The sequence below is a fragment of the Geomonas sp. genome, assembly GCF_056994735.1.
Window position 1 is genome coordinate 41,840 of record NZ_JBXKJL010000217.1, and the last position, 17,547, is coordinate 59,386.

Consider the following 17,547-nt stretch of genomic DNA (forward strand, 5'->3'; position numbering starts at 1 on the left):
CTGAGCCTGTCGAAGCACGCATTTCAGGGGGGAATCTGGTCCTAGTCGAAACTGTCGGAGAAACGGGCGGAAATTTCGCCCCTGAGATAGGCATCGGCCTCGGCGGCGGTCCGATAGGTGAGTATCCGCGCGGCAACTTCACGGGCGGCTTCCATGGTGCAGCGGCGGAGGATCTTTTTGACGCGCGGGATCGATACCGCGTTCATGGAGAGCTCGTCGAAACCAAGCCCTAGGAGGACCGGGAGATACTCCGGCTCACCGGCCATCTCGCCGCAGATGCAGGCGTCTATCCCGGCGGCGTGGGCCGCGTCGACCACCATCTTCAGGGAGCGCAGCACGGCCGGGTGCAGCGGCTCGTAAAGCGATGACAGGTGCTCGTTGGTGCGGTCTATCGCCAGTGAGTACTGGATCAGGTCGTTGGTGCCGACGCTGAAGAAGTCGACCTCGTCCGCCAGGAGGTCGGCGATGACCACGGCGGAAGGGATCTCGATCATGATTCCCAGCGGAAGCGCCTCGTCGAAGGCGAGTTCCGCGGCGCGCAGATCCTCCTTGGCCTCCTCGAAAAGCGCCTTGGCCGCCCGCACTTCGGCCAGACCCGAAACCATCGGAAAGAAGACCCGCACCTTGCCGAAGGCGCTGGCACGGAGGATGGCCTTCAACTGCGACTTGAAGGCCTCCGGCTGGCGCAGCGAAAGCCTGATGGCCCTCACCCCCAGTGCCGGGTTCATCTCGTCCGCCAGGTGCTCGTTCAGGCACTTGTCGCCGCCGATGTCCAGGGTCCTGATGGTGACCGGGTGCGGCGCCATCTGCTTCACGATGGCGGCGTAGGCCTCGAACTGCTCCTCTTCGCTTGGGATGGTCTCCCTGTTCATGAAGAGCATCTCGGTCCGGTAGAGGCCGATCCCCTCGCCACCGTGCCTGTTGATGGAGGCCACCTCCTCGATGATCTCCACATTCCCCTTGAGCCTGATGCGGTGGCCGTCCAGGGTCTCCGCCGGCAGGTCCCTGAGCTTCAGGAGTTCCCGCTCGATGTACTCGAAGCGCTGCTTCCTGTGCAGGTAGTCCTTGAATTCCTCGGCATCGGGGTCGATGATGATCACGCCGCTCGCGCCGTCGACGATGGCCATCTCGCCGTCATAGACCTCGGTCGTCACCCGCTCCAGGCCCACCACCGCCGGAATTTCGAAGGCGCGGGCCAGGATGGCGGAGTGGGAGGTTTTGCCCCCCAGGTCGGTGATGAAGCCGATGACCTGCGACTTGTCGATCTGGAGGATGTCGGCGGGAGAAAGGTCGTGCGCCACCACGATGACCTTGCCGTCGCCGGCCCTGGTGAGGGGCTCCTGCTTCTCGCCCACCATGGTCCGCAGCACCCGCTCGACCACGGTCTCGATGTCGTTGCCGCGCTCGCGGAGGTAGTCGTCCTCGACGCCGGCGAAGAAGGACTTGAAGCGGTTCAGGGTCCGCCTCAGCGCCCCCTCCGCATTGATCCCCAGCTGTTCGATGTACTGGGTGGTCTCCCCGACCAGCATGGTGTCGTCGAGCAGCATCAGGTGCGCATCGATCACGCAGAGGTGCTCCGGGCCGTGGGTCTCCGAAAGCTGGCCCTTGAGCGAGACCAGGTCATCCTTGGCCCGCTCGATGGCCTTGGCCAAGCGCGCCAGTTCGCCGGGGATCTGATCCGGTGCGACCGTGACCTCGGTCACGGCCACACGGCGCCGCTCGGTTATGCGCAGGCGCCCGATGGCGATCCCGGCAGAGGCGCCTATCCCCTGGAACTGTCTTGAATCACTCTTCTCCGAAGCCATTGCGGATCAGTTCCCCGATTGCGGCGAAGGCCTCGGCGTCGTCAGCCCCCTCCACCTTCAGCTTGACGGTGCTCCCCTTGGCCGCGGCCAGCATCATGATCCCCATGATGCTCTTGCCGTTTACCTCTACCCCCTCGCGCTCGATCCGGATCTCGGAGTTGAAGCGGCTGGCGGTCTTCACCAGGAGCGCCGAGGCCCGGGCATGCAGCCCGAGTTTGTTGGGTATCACGAATTCGCCTTCGATCATATATGCAGTACCGGGCTGAACTGCCCGTCCCCCCGCGTCATTTCTTCAGATAGTCCCCGGCCACGGAGATCCCGTCCCGGCCGCTGTCCTTGAGCCTGATCGCCAGCTCGTGGACGTTGCAACGTCCACGATCCTGGGTGAAGCGGATCAGCATGGGGAGGTTCACCCCGGTCACCACCTCGACCCTCCCCTCCTCCAGGAAGGAAAGGCTCATGTTGGAGGGTGTTCCCCCGAACATGTCGGTCATGATGATGGCGCCGTCCCCCGAAACCCTGGCGACGGCGTCCTTGATCGAAGCCATCACCGTGGCGCCGGAGGCGCTGGGATCGATCGCGACCGCCTCGGCCAGCTCCAGTTTCCCCACAATCATCTCCGCCGCGGCCACAAGCTCCTTGGCCACCCCGGCGTGCGTTACCACAAGCAGTCCTATCATCGCTACCCCTTCTCGATGTCCCTGTGGGTGATTTTTATGTTCACGTTTCTCTGCCTGAAATGCTGGTACAGCTCCTCGGCGATGGCCACCGAGCGGTGCCTCCCGCCGGTGCAGCCGATGGAGACGGAGAGGTACGATTTTCCCTCCCGGCGGTAGCCGGGGAGGAGAAAATCCATCATCTCCCTGAAGTGCTGCAGGAAGACCTGGGTCTCCTTGTGCTCCATCACGAAATCCCGCACCCCCTGGTCCAGCCCGGAAAAGGGCCGCAGCGCCGGGACGAAGTAGGGGTTGGGGAGAAATCTCACGTCCATGACCAGGTCCGACTCGAGCGGCAGGCCGTAGCGGAAGCCGAAGGACTGCAGGTTCACCTGCATGTCCAGCCCCTTCTCGCTCCCCATGATGGTGGCGATCACCACCTCCTTCAGGCGGTGCACGTTCATCTCGGAGGTGTCGATGATGCTGGTGGCAATCCTCCTGAGGCCCGCCAGGTGGTCGCGCTCGAAGCGGATACCCTCGGGGACGGTCCCCCCCTCCAGCGCCGGGTGGCGCCTTCTGGTCTCGGAGAAGCGCCTGATCAGCACCTCGTCCGTGGCATCGAAGAAGAGGATCCTGACGGTGTGCCCGGCCTTGGAGATGCTCCGGAAGACCTCGTCGTAGCCCTTCATGAAGTCGCGGCTGCGGATATCCATCACCAGCGCCACGTCCTTGATGCCTTCGCGGGAGTTCTCCACCAGTTCGAGGAAGGTGGCCACCAGGGAGACGGGGAGGTTGTCCAGACAGAAGAAGCCCTCGTCCTCGAGGGCGCGCACCGCCGTCGATTTGCCCGATCCGGAAAGTCCGGTGATGATCACGATGCGCATGCTATTCGACCTCGTTTCCCAGCGGCCTGAATTCCATCCGCGCCAGCAGCTTCTCGTGGAATTCCCGCGCCGAATGGTAGCCCATCCCCTTGAGGAGGAAGTTCCTGGCCGCCACCTCGATGATCGAGGTCAGGTTCCTGCCGGGGCGGACCGGGATCTTCAGGTGCGGCAGGTCGACCCCCAGGATGGTCTTCACCTGGTCGTCGATGCCCAACCTCTCGTACTCCTGGTCCGCGTCCCACTCGACCAGTTCGAGCACCACGTCGATGATCTTTTTCTCCCTGATGGAGGAGACCCCGTAGAGGTCCTTGACGTTGATGATCCCCAGGCCGCGGATCTCCATGTGGTGCTGGATCGATTCCCCCGCCTGCCCCACCAGCGCCGCCGGCATCTTCTTCTTGATGTGGATCACGTCGTCGGCCACCAGGCGGTGGCCGCGGATCACCAGGTCGAGGGCGCACTCGCTCTTCCCGATGCCGCTCTTGCCCAGGAGGAGCACACCTACCCCCAGTACGTCCACCAGCACGCCGTGGATGTGGGTGGTGGGGAGGAGGCTCTCCTCCAGGAACTTGGTGATCAGCGAGATGAAGGTGGAGGACTGGTGGTGGGTCACCAGGAGCGGGATGCCCGCCGCCTGGGCCGAATCCTTGAGAAAGTTCGGGGGATCGAGGGCCTTGGTCACGATGAAGCAGGCGATCGGGTAGCTGCAGAGCTTGTCGATGTGCTGCTTCCCGAGGTCCGCGGGGATCTGGCTCAGGTAGGAGATCTCGGTGTTGCCCAGCACCTGGACCCGGTCGGGATGGAGGTGCTCGGTGTAGCCGGTGAGCGCCAGGCCTGGTTTCTGAATACGGGAACTGTAGAGTCGGTTGGTGAGCCCGGCCTCGCCTGCCATGAGCTGCAGGTCCAGGCCGTAGGCCTTGTCTTCCAGGAGATCCTTGATGGTGAGGCTCATTATTGTCAATGCTTCGACCTTTCCAACACGCGCCGGCGCCCCGGGAGGGGCGACATGGAGGAGGCGCCTTGCGGCGCCTCCTGTTCGATGCTCTCTTTAGGGGCGTTCAGGGGCGATCAGCCCGTAGTTGCCGTCCTTGCGGCGATAGACCACGTTGATGTTCTCGGTGGCGGCCTCGGTGTAGACCAGGAAGTCCTTGTGCAGAAGTTCCATCTGCATGACCGCCTCCTCCACCGACATCGGCTTCATCGAGAAAGTCTTGGTCTTGATGATCACCGGCTCCCGGCTCTCGTCTATGCTCTTTGCCTCCACGATGCTCTTCTGGACGTGGCGCTCGCGGGCCTCACTCGGCTTGTGGGCCTTGATCCGCTCCTTGAAGCGGCGCAGCTGTCTCTCGATCTTGTCGGCGACTGCGTCCAGGGAGGCGTACATGTCGTTGCTCTCTTCGGCGGCCTTGATGGTGATTCCCTTGGCCGCGATGGTCACTTCGGCCGCGTGACGGATCTTCTCGACGGTGAGGAACACCTGGACGACAATCGGCTCGTCGATATACTTCTTCACCCTTTCCAGTTTCTCTTCCGCGTACCCCTTGAGGGCATCGCTGGGCTCCATGTGCCTGAATGTCGTTGTGATCTGCATACTGGTACCTCCCTTTATTGATAATACACGCCGAAGCCCTGGCCGAAACGGGCTTTGCGTCAGAAGTGCTTCTTGCGCTCCGATGAGGACCCGATGCGGAGCATCTCCCGGTACTTGGTGACGGTGCGCCTTGCTATCACGATGTTGTGGGTGGAGAGGAGTTCGGCCAGACGCTGGTCGCTGTAGGGACGCTTCGGGTCCTCGGCGTCGACCAGTTCCTTGATCTTGCTCTTGACGCTCTCGGAGGCGATGAAATCCCCCTCCCCGGTGGAGATGCCGGAGTTGAAGAAGTATTTCAGCTCGAAGAGCCCCTGGGGGGTCTGCATGTATTTGCTGGTGGTGACGCGGCTGATGGTCGATTCGTGCATGCCGATGTCCTCGGCGATGTCGCGCAGCACCAGCGGCTTCAGGTACTCGATGCCGCGGTCCAGGAAGTCGCGCTGGAACTTGACCAGGCTCTTGGCCACCTTGAAGATGGTGCGCTGGCGCTGCTGGATGCTCTTGATCAGCCAGATGGCCGAGCGCATCTTCTCGCCGATGTACTCCTCGGCCTGCTTGTCGACGGCGCGGCTGGCCTTGGCCTCGGGGGCGTAGAGGGGGTTGATCCTCAGATTGGGCATCCCCTCGTCGTTCAAGACCACCACGTATTCGTCGCCCACCTTGTGCACGAAGATGTCGGCGGAGATGTACTGCACGTCTTCGGAGCCGAAGCCCCGGCCCGGCTTGGGATCGAGCTCGGCGATGATCCTGGAGGCGGTGAGGATGTCGTTGACCTCGACCCCCAGCACCTTGGCGGCCTGCTTGTAGCGGCGGGCCTCCAGGTCCTTGAGGTGGTCCTTGAGGAGCGACTCGACCAAGGAACCGCCCATGCCCAGGCTCGCCACCTGCAGCAGGAGGCACTCGCGCAGGTCGCGCGCCCCCACCCCGACCGGGTCGAATTCCTGGATCCGCTTCAGCACAGTCTGGGCCAGCGGTACCAGCACGCTCTCGGCGAAGCCGTCCTCTGCCTCCTGGAGCCGGTCCTGCGGGGCGTCGGGGGAAAGGCCCGACCACTCGAGCATCTCATCAAGAAAGGGAGCCGTCTTGACGCAGGCCGAGGCGATATCCTCGAGGCTTGCCCTGAGGTAGCCGTCCTCGTCGATGTTGCCGATGATCTCGGCCCCCACCACGGTCTCGCGCTCGGAGATCCGGGTCAGGCTCAGCTGCCAGATCAGGTGGTCGAAGAGGGTCGATTTCTTGGTCAGGAGGTTTTCGAAGGAGGGGCGGTCCTCGTCGTCGTAGTACTGCTCGCCGGAGCTGTAGTTGTAGCCGTCGATGTAGGAGTCCCAGTCGGCCTCGCGGGTATCCTCTCCCGCCCGCACTTCCTGGAAGTCGGCGGCCGGGCTCTCAGGCTCGACCTCCTTCTCCCGCAACTCGAGCTGCTCGGGTTCGCGGACCTCCTCCTGGTCGAGCACCTCGTCGAGTACCGGGTTCTCCTCCAGTTCCTGTCGAACCACGTCCTGCAGCTCCAACCGGGAGAGTTGGAGGAGTTTGATGGCCTGCTGCAGCTGGGGGGTCATCACCAGTTGCTGACTCAGTTTCATCTGCTGGCGCATCTCTATTGCCATAAGTCCTCTTTGACTCCTATCGAAAGTCCGTCCTTGGACGTGCCGTCTGCCACCTTCCTACGCTTCCTGCCCTTTGTCGAAGTCTCTATCGACCCCTTCCTGGTTCATTATTTGATCCCATTATAGCCTGTCGAGCTCCCCTATGCGAGCCGGATGAGCCGGGGCTCGAAACGGGCTCCGGGAAATTTCACCGCTACAGCCTGAACTTCTCGCCCAGGTAGATCTCGCGGGCCTTCTTGCTCTGGGAGATCTGGACCGGGTCACCGCACTCCAGCACCTCGCCGGCGCTCATGATGTAGGCCTTGTCGCAGACCCCCAAAGTCTCCCGCACGTTGTGGTCCGAGATCAGCACCCCGAGCCCCTTTTCCTTGAGTTCGGTGATGATGTTCTGGATGTCGATCACGGCGATCGGGTCGATCCCCGCGAAGGGCTCGTCCAGCAGGATGAAGGCCGGGTCGGTGGCCAGGGCCCGCGCTATCTCCACCCGGCGCCGCTCGCCGCCGGAAAGGGCGAAGCCGCGGCTCCCTGCGATGTGCTCGATGCGGAACTCTCCCAGGAGCTCCTCCACCCGCTCGCGCCGCCGGACCTGTTCCATCGGCATGGTCTCCAGCACCGCCATCAGGTTGTCCCTCACGGTGAGGCGCCGGAAGACCGAAGGTTCCTGCGGCAGGTAGCTGATGCCGCGCCGCGCCCGGAGGTACATGGGGAGCTCGGTGATCGCCTCACCATCCAAAAGAACACGCCCCCTGTCTGGCCGGGCCAGCCCCACCACCATGTAGAAGGTCGTGGTCTTGCCGGCCCCGTTCGGCCCCAGAAGCCCCACCACCTCACCGGAGGAGACCTCGAGGTCGACCCCCTTGACCACCATCCGTCTGTTGAACCCCTTGGCCAGCCCCTCGGTCGACAGCGTGCTACGGTTTTGCTTTTGCCCCATCTCGCTCTCCCGGGTGAATGACCGCTTCCACCCGCTGCTTCGGGCCACCGGTTACCACGCTGCGATCCTCGTCGACGTAATAGGTGATCACCTTGCCGGTGATGACGTCATCGCCCTGCACCACCTTGGGCGAGCCGTCGAGGATGATGCGGGCCTCCTTGGTGTAGTAGATGGCGTGGTTGCCGCTGGCCTGGCGGTTCCCCTGCAGGATCCTGACGTTGCCGAAGGCCTCCACCTGGGAAAGCTCGCGTCCGACGCCGCTGGAGGTGATCACCAGCCGGTCCGCGTAGAGGGTCATGTCACCCTGGCGGGCCACCACCTTCCCCTCGAAAACCGCCGTCTTCTTCTCGTTGTCGGCGTGGAGGGTGTCGGATTTTATCTTCAACGGCTCCCGCCCGGTGGCAGGCGCCGCCCAGGCGCTCTGCGCCAGCAGCAGGACGGCCAGGCCGACGGAGAATATTTTTCTCATCGCCGCGCCCCCTGCTGCCGGTAAACGGCGGTCACATCCTTCATCAACTTGAACCTCCGCGTCTGCGTCTCGAACTCCATTCCGACCCCTTCCAGCTCGAGCCCCGCGTCCACGAAACGCACCCTGTCGTTGCTCTTCAATAGCGACCGGCCCGCCAGGTAGTTGACAGCGGGAGCCGAGAACTCCATCCCCTTGCCGCTTTTCCCCTGCACGTTGCCGACAAGGTCGATGTCCCTGGTGGCGTTGTGGTACTCGGCCCGCTCGGCGGTAACCTGCAGATCCCCTGTCGAGAGTCTCCCCGGCATGGTGAACCTGACCCCGGAAAGGGAGGTGCTGTCCTTTTCCTTGTTGTACTCCGCCCGGTCCGCCGAGAGGTCCCAGCGCTTCTCGCCGCCCTTGGTCTCGGTGTAATGGACCTTCTGCAGCGAGACGTCGACCTGCACCGGGAGCTTCCGCACCCCCGGCTTGGGGGGCCCCGCATGCCTCATCCTGTTGAATATGGTGGCGGCCACCACGAGCGAGGCAAATACCGCCACGAAGGCGAGGAATCGCCTGATATTATTGAGTTTATGCATGATTTCGCCGCCAAGTATATCATCATCAAAATTGGGTGTAAAGCCTAATTATGGTGAAACGAGACACTTTGGCACAAAGATTGAAAAAGGGTTTCAGCCCCGGTTGGCAAGGTACCAGGCGTAGGTATCCTTGAGGCCGGAATCGAGCTCGATGCTGTGCCGCCACCCCAGGGAGTGGATCCTGGAGACGTCGCAGAGCTTCCTGGGGGTGCCGTCGGGCTTGCTGGAATCGAAGCGGATCTCGCCGGTGTATCCCACCACCGCCCCGATCTTCAGCGCCAGTTCCCTGATGGTCAGCTCCACCCCGCTCCCCACGTTGACCGGCTCCGAGTCCTCGTACTTTTCCATCAGGAAGAGCGATGCTTGGGCCACGTCGTCCACGTGGATGAACTCGCGGTAAGGGGTGCCGCTCCCCCAGACCACCACCTCCTGCGCACCGGAAACCTTGGCCTCGTGGAACTTCCTCAAGAGCGCCGGCAGAACGTGCGAGGTGGTCAGGTCAAAGTTGTCGTTAGGGCCGTAGAGGTTGGTCGGCATGGCGGAGATGAAGCGGGTCCCGTACTGGCGGTTGTAGGACTGGCACATCTTGATCCCGGCGATCTTGGCAATGGCGTACGGCTCGTTGGTCGGCTCCAGCGGCCCGGTGAGGAGCGCCTCCTCCCGGATCGGCTGGGGAGCGAGCTTCGGGTAGATGCAGGAGCTCCCCAGCAGCAGGAGCTTGGTGACCCCGTTCAGGTAGGAGGAGTGGATCACGTTGTTCTGGATCATCAGGTTGTCGTAGATGAACTCGGCCGGGTAGCTGTTGTTCGCCACTATGCCGCCGACCTTGGCCGCTGCCAAAAAGACGTAATCGGGCCGCTCCTCGCGGAAAAAGGCCAGTGTCGCCGCCTGATCGCGCAGGTCGAGCTCGCGGCTGGTCCTCACCACCAGGTTCCGGTACCCCTGGCGCTCCAGCTCCCTGAGCAGTGCCGAGCCCACCAGTCCGCGGTGCCCGGCGACATAGATCTTGCCCACTTTATCCATCAGCCCGCAGCTCCCTCTCGGCCTGCGCCAGATCGGCGTCGGTCATCATCTCGACCAGTCCTTTGAAGTCGGTCTGCGGCTCCCAGCCGAGCTCCCTCCTGGCCTTGGCGGCGTCACCCAGAAGGAGGTCGACCTCGGCGGGGCGGAAGTAGCGCGGGTCGATCTCGATCACGATCTTGCCGCTCTTTTTGTCGATCCCCTTCTCGTGCACCCCTTCTCCCTGCCAGCCAAGCTCCATCCCCAGACGGGCGAAGACCAGTTCGGCGAACTCGCGCACGCTGTGGGTCTCGCCGGTGGCCACCACGTAGTCGGAGGGCTGATCCTGCTGCAGCATGAGCCACATGGCCTCCACGTAGTCGCCGGCGAAGCCCCAGTCCCTCTTGGCATCGAGATTGCCGAGGTAGAGGCACGGCTGCATTCCGAGCTTGATCCTGGCGGCGGCGCGGGTGATCTTGCGGGTCACGAAGGTCTCGCCGCGGCGGGGGGACTCGTGGTTGAAGAGGATCCCGTTGCAGGCGAAGAGGTCGTAGCTCTCGCGGTAGTTCATGGTGATATAGAAGGAGTAGGCCTTGGCGCAGGCGTAAGGAGAGCGCGGATAGAAGGGTGTCGTCTCCCGCTGCGGAGTCTCCACCACCTTTCCGTAAAGCTCCGAAGAGGAGGCCTGGTAGAAACGGGGGGTGAGGCCGGTCTCGCGGATGCCTTCCAGTATCCTGACGGTCCCGAGGGCGTCGACCTCGCCGGTGTACTCCGGCACGTCGAAGGAGACGCGGACGTGGCTCTGGGCCCCGAGGTTGTAGATCTCGTCCGGGCGGACCTCGCGCAGCAGGCGGTTGATGGAGCTCGCGTCGTTCAGGTCCCCGTAATGGAGGAAGAGCCTGGTCCCCTCCTCGTGGGGGTCGCGGTAGATATGGTTGATACGGCCGGTATTGAAGGACGAGGAGCGGCGGATCATGCCGTGGACTTGGTAGCCTTTCTGCAACAGCAGTTCGGCAAGGTAGGAGCCGTCCTGTCCGGTGATGCCGGTAATAAGCGCCTTTTTCATTTTCCCCTCCGATGACGAAGATGAATTCATAAATACATGAGGCGGCGGGCAATCGCAAGGAAAACCCCGTTTGGCGTCTGGGCTCGAGCGAAGCTGCCGGCCTTCTTCCTTCCAAAACGCCGCCCCGCGAACAGGGGGCCGGGATCGGCTGCGGCGCCCCCGATCCCGGCGCTAGTAGCTGGCCAGGATCTTGTTGATGATCAGGCTGGTGGAGCGGCCGTCCACGAACTGGACCAGCTCCACCCTTCCGCCGTTGGCCTCCACCACCTCGCGCCCCACCACGCCGTCCAGGCTGTAGTCCCCGCCTTTCACCAGCACGTCCGGGGCCACCGCCTCGATGACGCGCAAGGGGGTGTCGTCGTCGAAGAGCACCACGTAGTCGATGCAGTCCAGCGCCGCCAGGATGTGGGCCCTTTCCGACTCCTCGATCAGCGGCCTCTTTTCCCCTTTCAGGCGCCTTACCGAGCTGTCCGAATTGAGCCCGACGATCAGGAGGTCCCCCAGCGACCTGGCCTTCTGCAGGTACTTCACGTGCCCCACGTGGAGAAGGTCGAAGCAGCCGTTGGTGAAGACCACCTTCCTGCCGCGGGAGCGCTCCTGGGCCGTGATGTGGGCCAGGACGTCGAGGTTCTTGATCTTGGCGTCGCTGTCCTTGAGGCCGTGCCCGACCTCGGCCACGATCTCCTGCGGCGAGACCGTCGAGGTCCCGAGCTTGCCGACCGCGATGCCGGCCGCCACGTTGGCGACCCAGGCGGCGTCGGCCATCGGGAGGCCGCAGGCGAGTCCCAGGGAGAGGACGGAGATGACCGTGTCGCCTGCGCCGGTCACGTCGAAGACCTCGCGGGCCACCGTGGGGATGTGCACCGCGCCCCCCTCGGCAGAGAAGAGGGACATGCCCGCCTCGCTCCTGGTGATCAGCAGCGCGTCGAGTTCCAGCCCCGAGAGGAGCCCCCCCGCCGCCCGCTCCAGCGATTCCTGGTCGGTGATGGCCACACCCGAGGCGATCTCGGCCTCCTTGCGGTTCGGGGTGAGGAGCGTGGCGCCGCGGTACTTGCCGTAGTCGCTCCCTTTGGGGTCGACCACCACCGGGATCCCCAGGGTCCTTCCGGCCTGGCAGACCGTGGCCAGGACCTGCGGGGTGAGGACCCCCTTCAGGTAGTCCGAGACGATGATGACGTCGAAGCTGCCACAGCAGGAGCGGAGGTAGCCGGCCAACTCGGCCTCCGAGGCCTCGCCGATCGGGGACTTGGTCTCCCGGTCGATCCGCACTATCTGCTGGTTGGCCGCGATCACCCTGGTCTTCTTGCTGGTCCGGCGCTCCGGGTCCTCGAAGAGCCCTTCCAGCTCGACACCCTTGTCCTCGAAGGCGCGGCGGAGCAGGGCGCCATTCTCATCGGCTCCGATGACCGAGCAGACCGCGACGCTGCAGCCGAGGGCGGCGAGGTTATTGACCACGTTGCCCGCGCCGCCAAGGCGCAGGTCCTCGCGCGCCACCTCGACCACCTGCACCGGGGCCTCCGGCGAGATGCGGTCCGTCCGTCCCCACAGGTACTCGTCGAGCATCAGGTCCCCGACCACCAGTGCCCGCACCGAGGCAGCCTTCTCCAGAAACGATTCAACCTGTCTTCTTTCCATACAATCTCCCAACTATAAAAGCTCACCACAGAGGACACCGAGGTCCCCCCGGAGGGGCCCAGAGGAAAAGCGAAATGCCCTTTACTTCCTCTGGGCCCCTCTGCGCTCCCCTCTGTGTCCCCTGTGGTTAAGGCTCTTGATCGATTATCCCTTTACCTTGTCGAGGATTCCAGCCGCGAGGAGCGGGATCATGATTTCGTGATGGCCGGTGACGGTGTAGCCGCGGCTCTCCCCGGAGGTCGGGCGCTTCACCACGTTGGTCAGCGGCCTGTAGTGCTGCTGCATGTCGAAGTTGGCGGTGGTGAACTGATCGACATGGTGCCCCAGATTCTGGGCGATGGAAAGCGCCTTCAGGAAGACCTCGGGCAGGAGCACCGCGCTCCCCACGTTCAGATAGACCCCGCCATCCCCCAGCTGCGATACCACGGAGGTGAAGATCCTGAAGTCGGTGTAGCTCGCGGCCCCGATCACGGCGCCGTCGGCGCTGGGGTGCTGGTGGGTGATATCGGTGCCGACCGCGACGTGGACGGTGATCGGAATCTCGTGCTTCACGCAGGTCGCCAACAGGCTCTGCTCCCGGTAGGGAAGCTCCCGCTCCAGGATGTTCCGCCCCAGCGACTCCCCATGCCCGAGTCCCGCCGCCACCCCGGACTTGAGGGCGGCGTTGATCTGGGCCCCGGTCTCCTCGGCCATGCCGAATGTCCCGGCATGGAGGACGGCTCCCACGTCTTCGCTGGTGGCGCCGATCAGGGCGATCTCGAAGTCGTGGATGGAGCCGGCGCCGTTAAGGGCCACCGCGGTCACCACGTCGGCCTCGATCAGCGCTTTCAAGACGGGCTGGAGCCCGCACTTGATCACGTGCCCCCCCATGGCCATCACCACCGGCTTCCCCTTCTCCCTCGCGGCGACTACGGCGTTAATGATGCTGTTTAGCGACTGCGAGCCGAGCTGGTTGGGCATCATCGCCAGCAGGCCGGAAACGGTCATCCCGCCGGCAACGGTCCCGGCGAAGTCGTTGGCCACGCTGACCTTGTTGTTACGGGTCTCGATCGGGTAGGTGCTGACCCCGGAGAAATCAAGAGGTGCGTACTTCATGTCTGTCCTTTCTTTCGTTCGCCCCCCCTCCCTTTGAGGAGAGGGAGGTTGGTGGGAAGTTTACCTTCTTCACAGCCCCTGGTAGCGCTTGTAAAGGTACTGCACGTAAGCCTGGGCGTTCTTCAGCGACTCGGCGTCCTGGGCTTCGCTGCGTCCGCCGGCGGTCCGCATCAGCACCTTCTTTGCCATGTTGTCGAAAGCGATGCTCTGCTGCGGCGTGCGCAACGCATATCCGCCGTGGATGTTGTAGTAGGCGAAATTGTTCCTGTTCTTGTTGAAGAGGTTGTTGCTCCACTCGAACTCGCCATAAGGGAGCCCCAGCTGGGCCAGGATGGTCGAGGCGATGTCCGCCTGTGACGCAGTGACGGGGTTACGCCGGCCGCGGTACTCCTTCTTGAGGACCTCCCCGTAAAGGAGGAGCGGGATGCGGTAGCGCTCTGTCATGAAATCGTTCGGGCGGTTCAGCGGGAGGGGGTGGCCGTGATCGGCAACAAAGACGAACAGGGTATTTTTGTACCACGCCTCCTTTCTGGCCCGCTCGAAGAAGCCCTTCAGGCTGCGATCGCTGTAGAGAACCGCATTCTTGAAGAGCGCCGCCGAGTTCCCTTCCCGATAGACCGGCTCCATCGGCACCTCGAAAGGTTCGTGGCTGCTCAGGGTGAACATGGCGCTGAAAAACGGCGTCCTCTCCCCTTTCAGGTCGTCGATCACCCGGTTGAAGAGGACATGGTCCTGCGCACCCCATTTGGAGTTCATGTCCTTCTTGTCGAAGGCCTCGCGGTCGACTATCTTGTCGAACCCGGAGTGGCGGAAGAAGGCGATCATGTCGTCGAAGCGGTCGTCGCCGCCGTAGTGGAACTGGGTAGCGTATCCGGCCTTCTTCAGGCTCCCCCCGAGGGTCGGCAGCCGCTCCATCTTCAGGGGGTGGCTCAGGATGGTCCCTTCCGGGGTGGAAGGATATCCCGCCAGCACTGCCGGGACGCCGAAGGAACTGCGGTAGCCGTTGGCGTAGAAGTCGGTGAAGAGAAGGCCATCCTTGGTGAGTTCCTCGAAGAAGGGGGTAATCCCCTTCTCCGCGCCCAGAGCCTCGATGACGTCGGCGGTCCAGCTCTCCAGCAAGAAGAGCACGATGTTCGGCCGCTTGGTGGTCAGGATCTCTTCGGTGTCGTTATGGGCTTCCCTGCCGAAGAGGCGCTCCACACGGCGCTGCGCCTCGACGTCGGCCATATAGACGTAGTTGTTACGCTTTTGCCGGAAATAGTACTTTACGTCGTAGACGAGGTTCCAGCTGGCGTTCAGGGCTGCATGGTTGGCGAACGGCTTCTGGGAGAAGTAGACGAAGCTCGGGTTCATGGCAGCGACACCGACGCTGCCGCGGATCCCCAGGAAGATCAGGCCGGCGAAGAGCACGAAGAGGGGAAAGCGCAGCACCCCCCGGTCGGGACGGTCCTCGGCCGGCAAGTCCCGGCAGATCGCGCCGTACAGGAAGATGCCGATCCCGGCGAGCACCGCGGCCACGGCGAAGAGCAGCAGGAGCGGAGAGGACGCGGCGGAGGCGAAAGCCTCCTGGGGATAGCGGAGGTAGGCCAGCGCCTGGGCGTTGAGCTTGGTCCCCCACTCCTGGTAGACCTGCAGGTCGGCCACGCTGATCACGGCGCCGACCACTATGAAGAGGTAGCTGTACCACCTGATCAGCACCTTCGAGATGCGGAAGGGGAAGAGCGAATTGGCGAACCAGATGAAATACGGTATGACCAGCAGATAGCAGGAAGCCGAGAGGTCGGCATAGGCGCCGAAACCGAAGATGCCGGCGAGGGTGGGGGCGCGGAAGCCGGCGAGTTTGGAGCCGTGGTAGCTGACGAAAGCGAGCCGGCACAGCAGGAAGTACAGGACCCAGAAACCGGCGTAACGCAGTACAAACGCACTGAAACCTTTCAGCTGCCGCACCGACGACGAAACCACACCTCCACCCATATACACCTGTTCCTTAGTTGCAGAAGAAGATAGTTACTCTGTACATCTATTTCACCCCATCCCCACCCTGACCCTCCCCTCGAAGGGGAGGGGGGAAAACCGGGGTTTGAGTGCCTTGATCAGACGCGGTAGTACCCGCGGTACCACTCGACAAACCTGGCGACGCCGTCCTCGATCGCGGTTGCCGGCTTGAAGCCCACGTCCCGCATCAGGTCGTCCACGTCGGCGTAGGTCGCCGGAACGTCACCAGGCTGGATGGGGAGGAGATTCTTCTTGGCCTCCACCCCCAGCGACTTCTCCAGTACCTCGATGAAGTGGACCAACTCGACCGGAGAGTTGTTGCCGATATTGTAGATCTTGTAGGGAGCGTAGCTGGTCCCCGGGTCGGGACTTTCGCCGCTCCACTGGGGGTTCCCTGCGGGAATGCGCTCCATCACCCTCGCTACCCCCTCCACGATGTCATCGATGAAGGTGAAGTCGCGCTTCATCTTGCCGTAGTTGAAGACGTCGATGGCGCGCCCTTCCAGGATGGCCCGGGTGAAGAGGAAAAGGGCCATGTCGGGCCTCCCCCACGGCCCGTAGACCGTGAAGAAGCGCAGCCCGGTGGTCGGGATGCCGTAGAGGCTCGAGTAGGTATGGGCCATCAGCTCGTTGGCCTTCTTGGTCGCGGCGTAAAGGGACACCGGGTGGTCCACGTTGTGGTGAACCGAGAACGGCATCTCCGTATTGGCCCCGTAGACCGAACTCGAGGAGGCGTATACCAGGTGCTTCACGGCGTTGTGACGGCACCCCTCCAGGATGTTGATGAAGCCCTCTATATTGCTCTCCGTGTAGGCATACGGGTTCACCAGCGAGTAGCGCACACCCGCCTGGGCAGCCAGGTTGACCACGATCTCGAACCCTTCCCCGGCGAAGAGCCGGGCCATCCCCTCACGGTCGGAGAGCTCCAGCTTCTTGAAGGTAAAACCGGGCGCCGGCAGCAGCTGCTCCAGCCGCGCCTTCTTCAGGTTCACGTCATAGTAATCGTTGAGGTTGTCGAGGCCCACCACGGTGACCCCCTGGGCGAGGAGCCTCTTCGACAGGTGGAACCCGATGAACCCGGCCGCGCCTGTGACCAATACTTTCACGATTTACCTCCTTTTCATGCCGCATGGATATTGAATTTCATGGAACGACAAGGGAGAACCGCTGCTGACGAAGTTAAGCGAGTGCCATCTTACCAGATTCCGATTATTTTGACCTCGGAAATTTCCTGCGCCCTAAATTTTGGGCTGAACCTTGCAGCAAGGCCGCCGTCAATGCCCTCTCCGGGAGAGTAGCTGTATTGAATGTCAAGGGGGACGCAAGCCATGCGGTACCGGCTCTCCCTTTCGTAGGAGCGCCCTTCCGGGCGCGAACCGCAGCAACGATGCTGCTCACACGGCAAATCCCCCCTGTCCCCCCTTTGACAAGGGGGGGACGCAACGTCCACCGACTTCCGGAGGGAGAGGGAGGTTTGGTTACGCCATGTCGCCCGGTTCGCCGGCGCCCTTCTCCGGCGGCGCCTCTGTTGCATCGAGCACATCCAGGAAGTTCTTCAATATCCTCCCCGTCAGCCCCCATATCTCGTCCTCGCCGTGCTGGTAGAAATAGACCGGCCGCAGCTTCCCCTGCCACTCCCAGTGCTCCACCCTGAAAACCCCGGGCTTGGCAAAATGCGAGAGCGGCACCTCTATCAGCCGCTCAATCTCCGCATCGTTGACGGTCAGCCCATATCCCTCGGGGAAGACGCCGACGACAGGGGTGACCAGGTAGTTGTGGATCGAACGGCAGTCATCGAGCTCACCCAAGACCTCGACGTCAGCGGGTACGATGCCGACTTCCTCCCAGGTCTCGCGCAGGGCCGTATCGGCACTGTCGATATCCCCCGGATCACAGACCCCTCCGGGGAAGGAAATCTCGCCGCTGTGGTGGGTAAGATGAGATGTGCGCTTGGTGAAGAGGATGTGGTATTCCCTGTCCTTGACGAAAAGCGGGACCAGCACTGCCGCGGGGACCGGGCCGGCCTCCAGCGGGACCCGCTTGCGCAAAGCCAGCGCAGCCCGAATCTTCTCCTTCATTTCAAGAGGATCGGCCATCTCCTCCTCCGGGAAGGGATCTTTCGCCTCGGTCAGAGTACCGGTTCCTTTGCCCTTTTCTTCAACTCCGCGATGGTTGCCGCATAGTCGGGGGTGTTGAATACGGCGCTGCCGGCCACGAAGACGTCGGCTCCCGCGTG

General features: G+C 63.1%; 17 protein-coding genes. All 17 read right to left on the reverse strand.

The window, feature by feature from the left end:
* Positions 1-41: 41 nt before the first annotated feature.
* A complete protein-coding gene (gene ptsP / locus AC11W3_RS09335; protein ID WP_484091039.1) occupies positions 42-1,805 on the reverse strand; it encodes a phosphoenolpyruvate--protein phosphotransferase in 1,764 nt (587 codons plus the stop codon).
* Positions 1,786-2,052: an HPr family phosphocarrier protein gene (locus tag AC11W3_RS09340; RefSeq protein WP_484091038.1), complete on the reverse strand. Its 267-nt coding sequence runs from the start codon at positions 2,050-2,052 to the stop codon at positions 1,786-1,788. Before AC11W3_RS09340 ends, ptsP begins: the two co-directional genes overlap by 20 nt.
* Positions 2,053-2,089: 37 nt before the next feature.
* The gene (locus tag AC11W3_RS09345) at positions 2,090-2,485 is read right to left on the reverse strand and encodes a PTS sugar transporter subunit IIA (RefSeq protein ID WP_484091037.1); all 396 of its coding nucleotides are present in this window, start codon (positions 2,483-2,485) and stop codon (positions 2,090-2,092) included.
* A 2-nt stretch (positions 2,486-2,487) separates the two neighbouring features.
* Entirely contained in the window at positions 2,488-3,345 is an 858-nt protein-coding gene (rapZ, locus tag AC11W3_RS09350) for an RNase adapter RapZ (protein WP_484091036.1), read from the reverse strand.
* A gap of 1 nt (position 3,346) precedes the next feature.
* Positions 3,347-4,297, reverse strand: a complete 951-nt coding sequence (hprK, locus tag AC11W3_RS09355) for an HPr(Ser) kinase/phosphatase (protein ID WP_484092908.1) — start codon at positions 4,295-4,297, stop codon at positions 3,347-3,349.
* Between the two features lie 96 nt (positions 4,298-4,393).
* Positions 4,394-4,936, reverse strand: coding sequence for a ribosome hibernation-promoting factor, HPF/YfiA family (hpf, locus tag AC11W3_RS09360; protein ID WP_484091717.1), 543 nt, complete (start codon positions 4,934-4,936; stop codon positions 4,394-4,396).
* 59 nt (positions 4,937-4,995) lie between these two features.
* Complete coding sequence (gene rpoN / locus AC11W3_RS09365; protein WP_484091718.1) at positions 4,996-6,543, reverse strand: RNA polymerase factor sigma-54; 1,548 nt, start codon at positions 6,541-6,543, stop codon at positions 4,996-4,998.
* A 193-nt stretch (positions 6,544-6,736) separates the two neighbouring features.
* Positions 6,737-7,477 carry an LPS export ABC transporter ATP-binding protein gene (lptB, locus tag AC11W3_RS09370; RefSeq protein ID WP_484091719.1) on the reverse strand — a complete coding sequence of 247 codons (741 nt, stop codon included), beginning with the start codon at positions 7,475-7,477 and terminating at the stop codon, positions 6,737-6,739.
* Complete coding sequence (lptA, locus tag AC11W3_RS09375) at positions 7,455-7,946, reverse strand: lipopolysaccharide transport periplasmic protein LptA (RefSeq protein WP_484091720.1); 492 nt, start codon at positions 7,944-7,946, stop codon at positions 7,455-7,457. Before lptA ends, lptB begins: the two co-directional genes overlap by 23 nt.
* A complete protein-coding gene (gene lptC, locus AC11W3_RS09380) occupies positions 7,943-8,521 on the reverse strand; it encodes an LPS export ABC transporter periplasmic protein LptC (protein WP_484091721.1) in 579 nt (192 codons plus the stop codon). Before lptC ends, lptA begins: the two co-directional genes overlap by 4 nt.
* A 93-nt stretch (positions 8,522-8,614) precedes the next feature.
* Positions 8,615-9,544 carry a GDP-L-fucose synthase gene (gene fcl, locus AC11W3_RS09385; protein ID WP_484091722.1) on the reverse strand — a complete coding sequence of 310 codons (930 nt, stop codon included), beginning with the start codon at positions 9,542-9,544 and terminating at the stop codon, positions 8,615-8,617.
* Entirely contained in the window at positions 9,537-10,586 is a 1,050-nt protein-coding gene (gene gmd / locus AC11W3_RS09390; protein WP_484091723.1) for a GDP-mannose 4,6-dehydratase, read from the reverse strand. The genes fcl and gmd overlap by 8 nt, the downstream gene beginning before the upstream one ends.
* 171 nt (positions 10,587-10,757) lie before the next feature.
* Positions 10,758-12,221, reverse strand: coding sequence for a bifunctional D-glycero-beta-D-manno-heptose-7-phosphate kinase/D-glycero-beta-D-manno-heptose 1-phosphate adenylyltransferase HldE (gene hldE / locus AC11W3_RS09395; RefSeq protein WP_484091724.1), 1,464 nt, complete (start codon positions 12,219-12,221; stop codon positions 10,758-10,760).
* 144 nt (positions 12,222-12,365) lie between these two features.
* Entirely contained in the window at positions 12,366-13,316 is a 951-nt protein-coding gene (locus AC11W3_RS09400) for a GSU2086 family protein (protein ID WP_484091725.1), read from the reverse strand.
* A gap of 69 nt (positions 13,317-13,385) precedes the next feature.
* Positions 13,386-15,278: an LTA synthase family protein gene (locus AC11W3_RS09405; RefSeq protein ID WP_484092906.1), complete on the reverse strand. Its 1,893-nt coding sequence runs from the start codon at positions 15,276-15,278 to the stop codon at positions 13,386-13,388.
* A 131-nt stretch (positions 15,279-15,409) separates the two neighbouring features.
* Entirely contained in the window at positions 15,410-16,420 is a 1,011-nt protein-coding gene (locus AC11W3_RS09410; RefSeq protein WP_484091732.1) for an NAD-dependent epimerase, read from the reverse strand.
* A gap of 369 nt (positions 16,421-16,789) precedes the next feature.
* Positions 16,790-17,407, reverse strand: coding sequence for an NUDIX hydrolase (locus AC11W3_RS09415; RefSeq protein ID WP_484092907.1), 618 nt, complete (start codon positions 17,405-17,407; stop codon positions 16,790-16,792).
* Positions 17,408-17,547 lie beyond the last annotated feature (140 nt).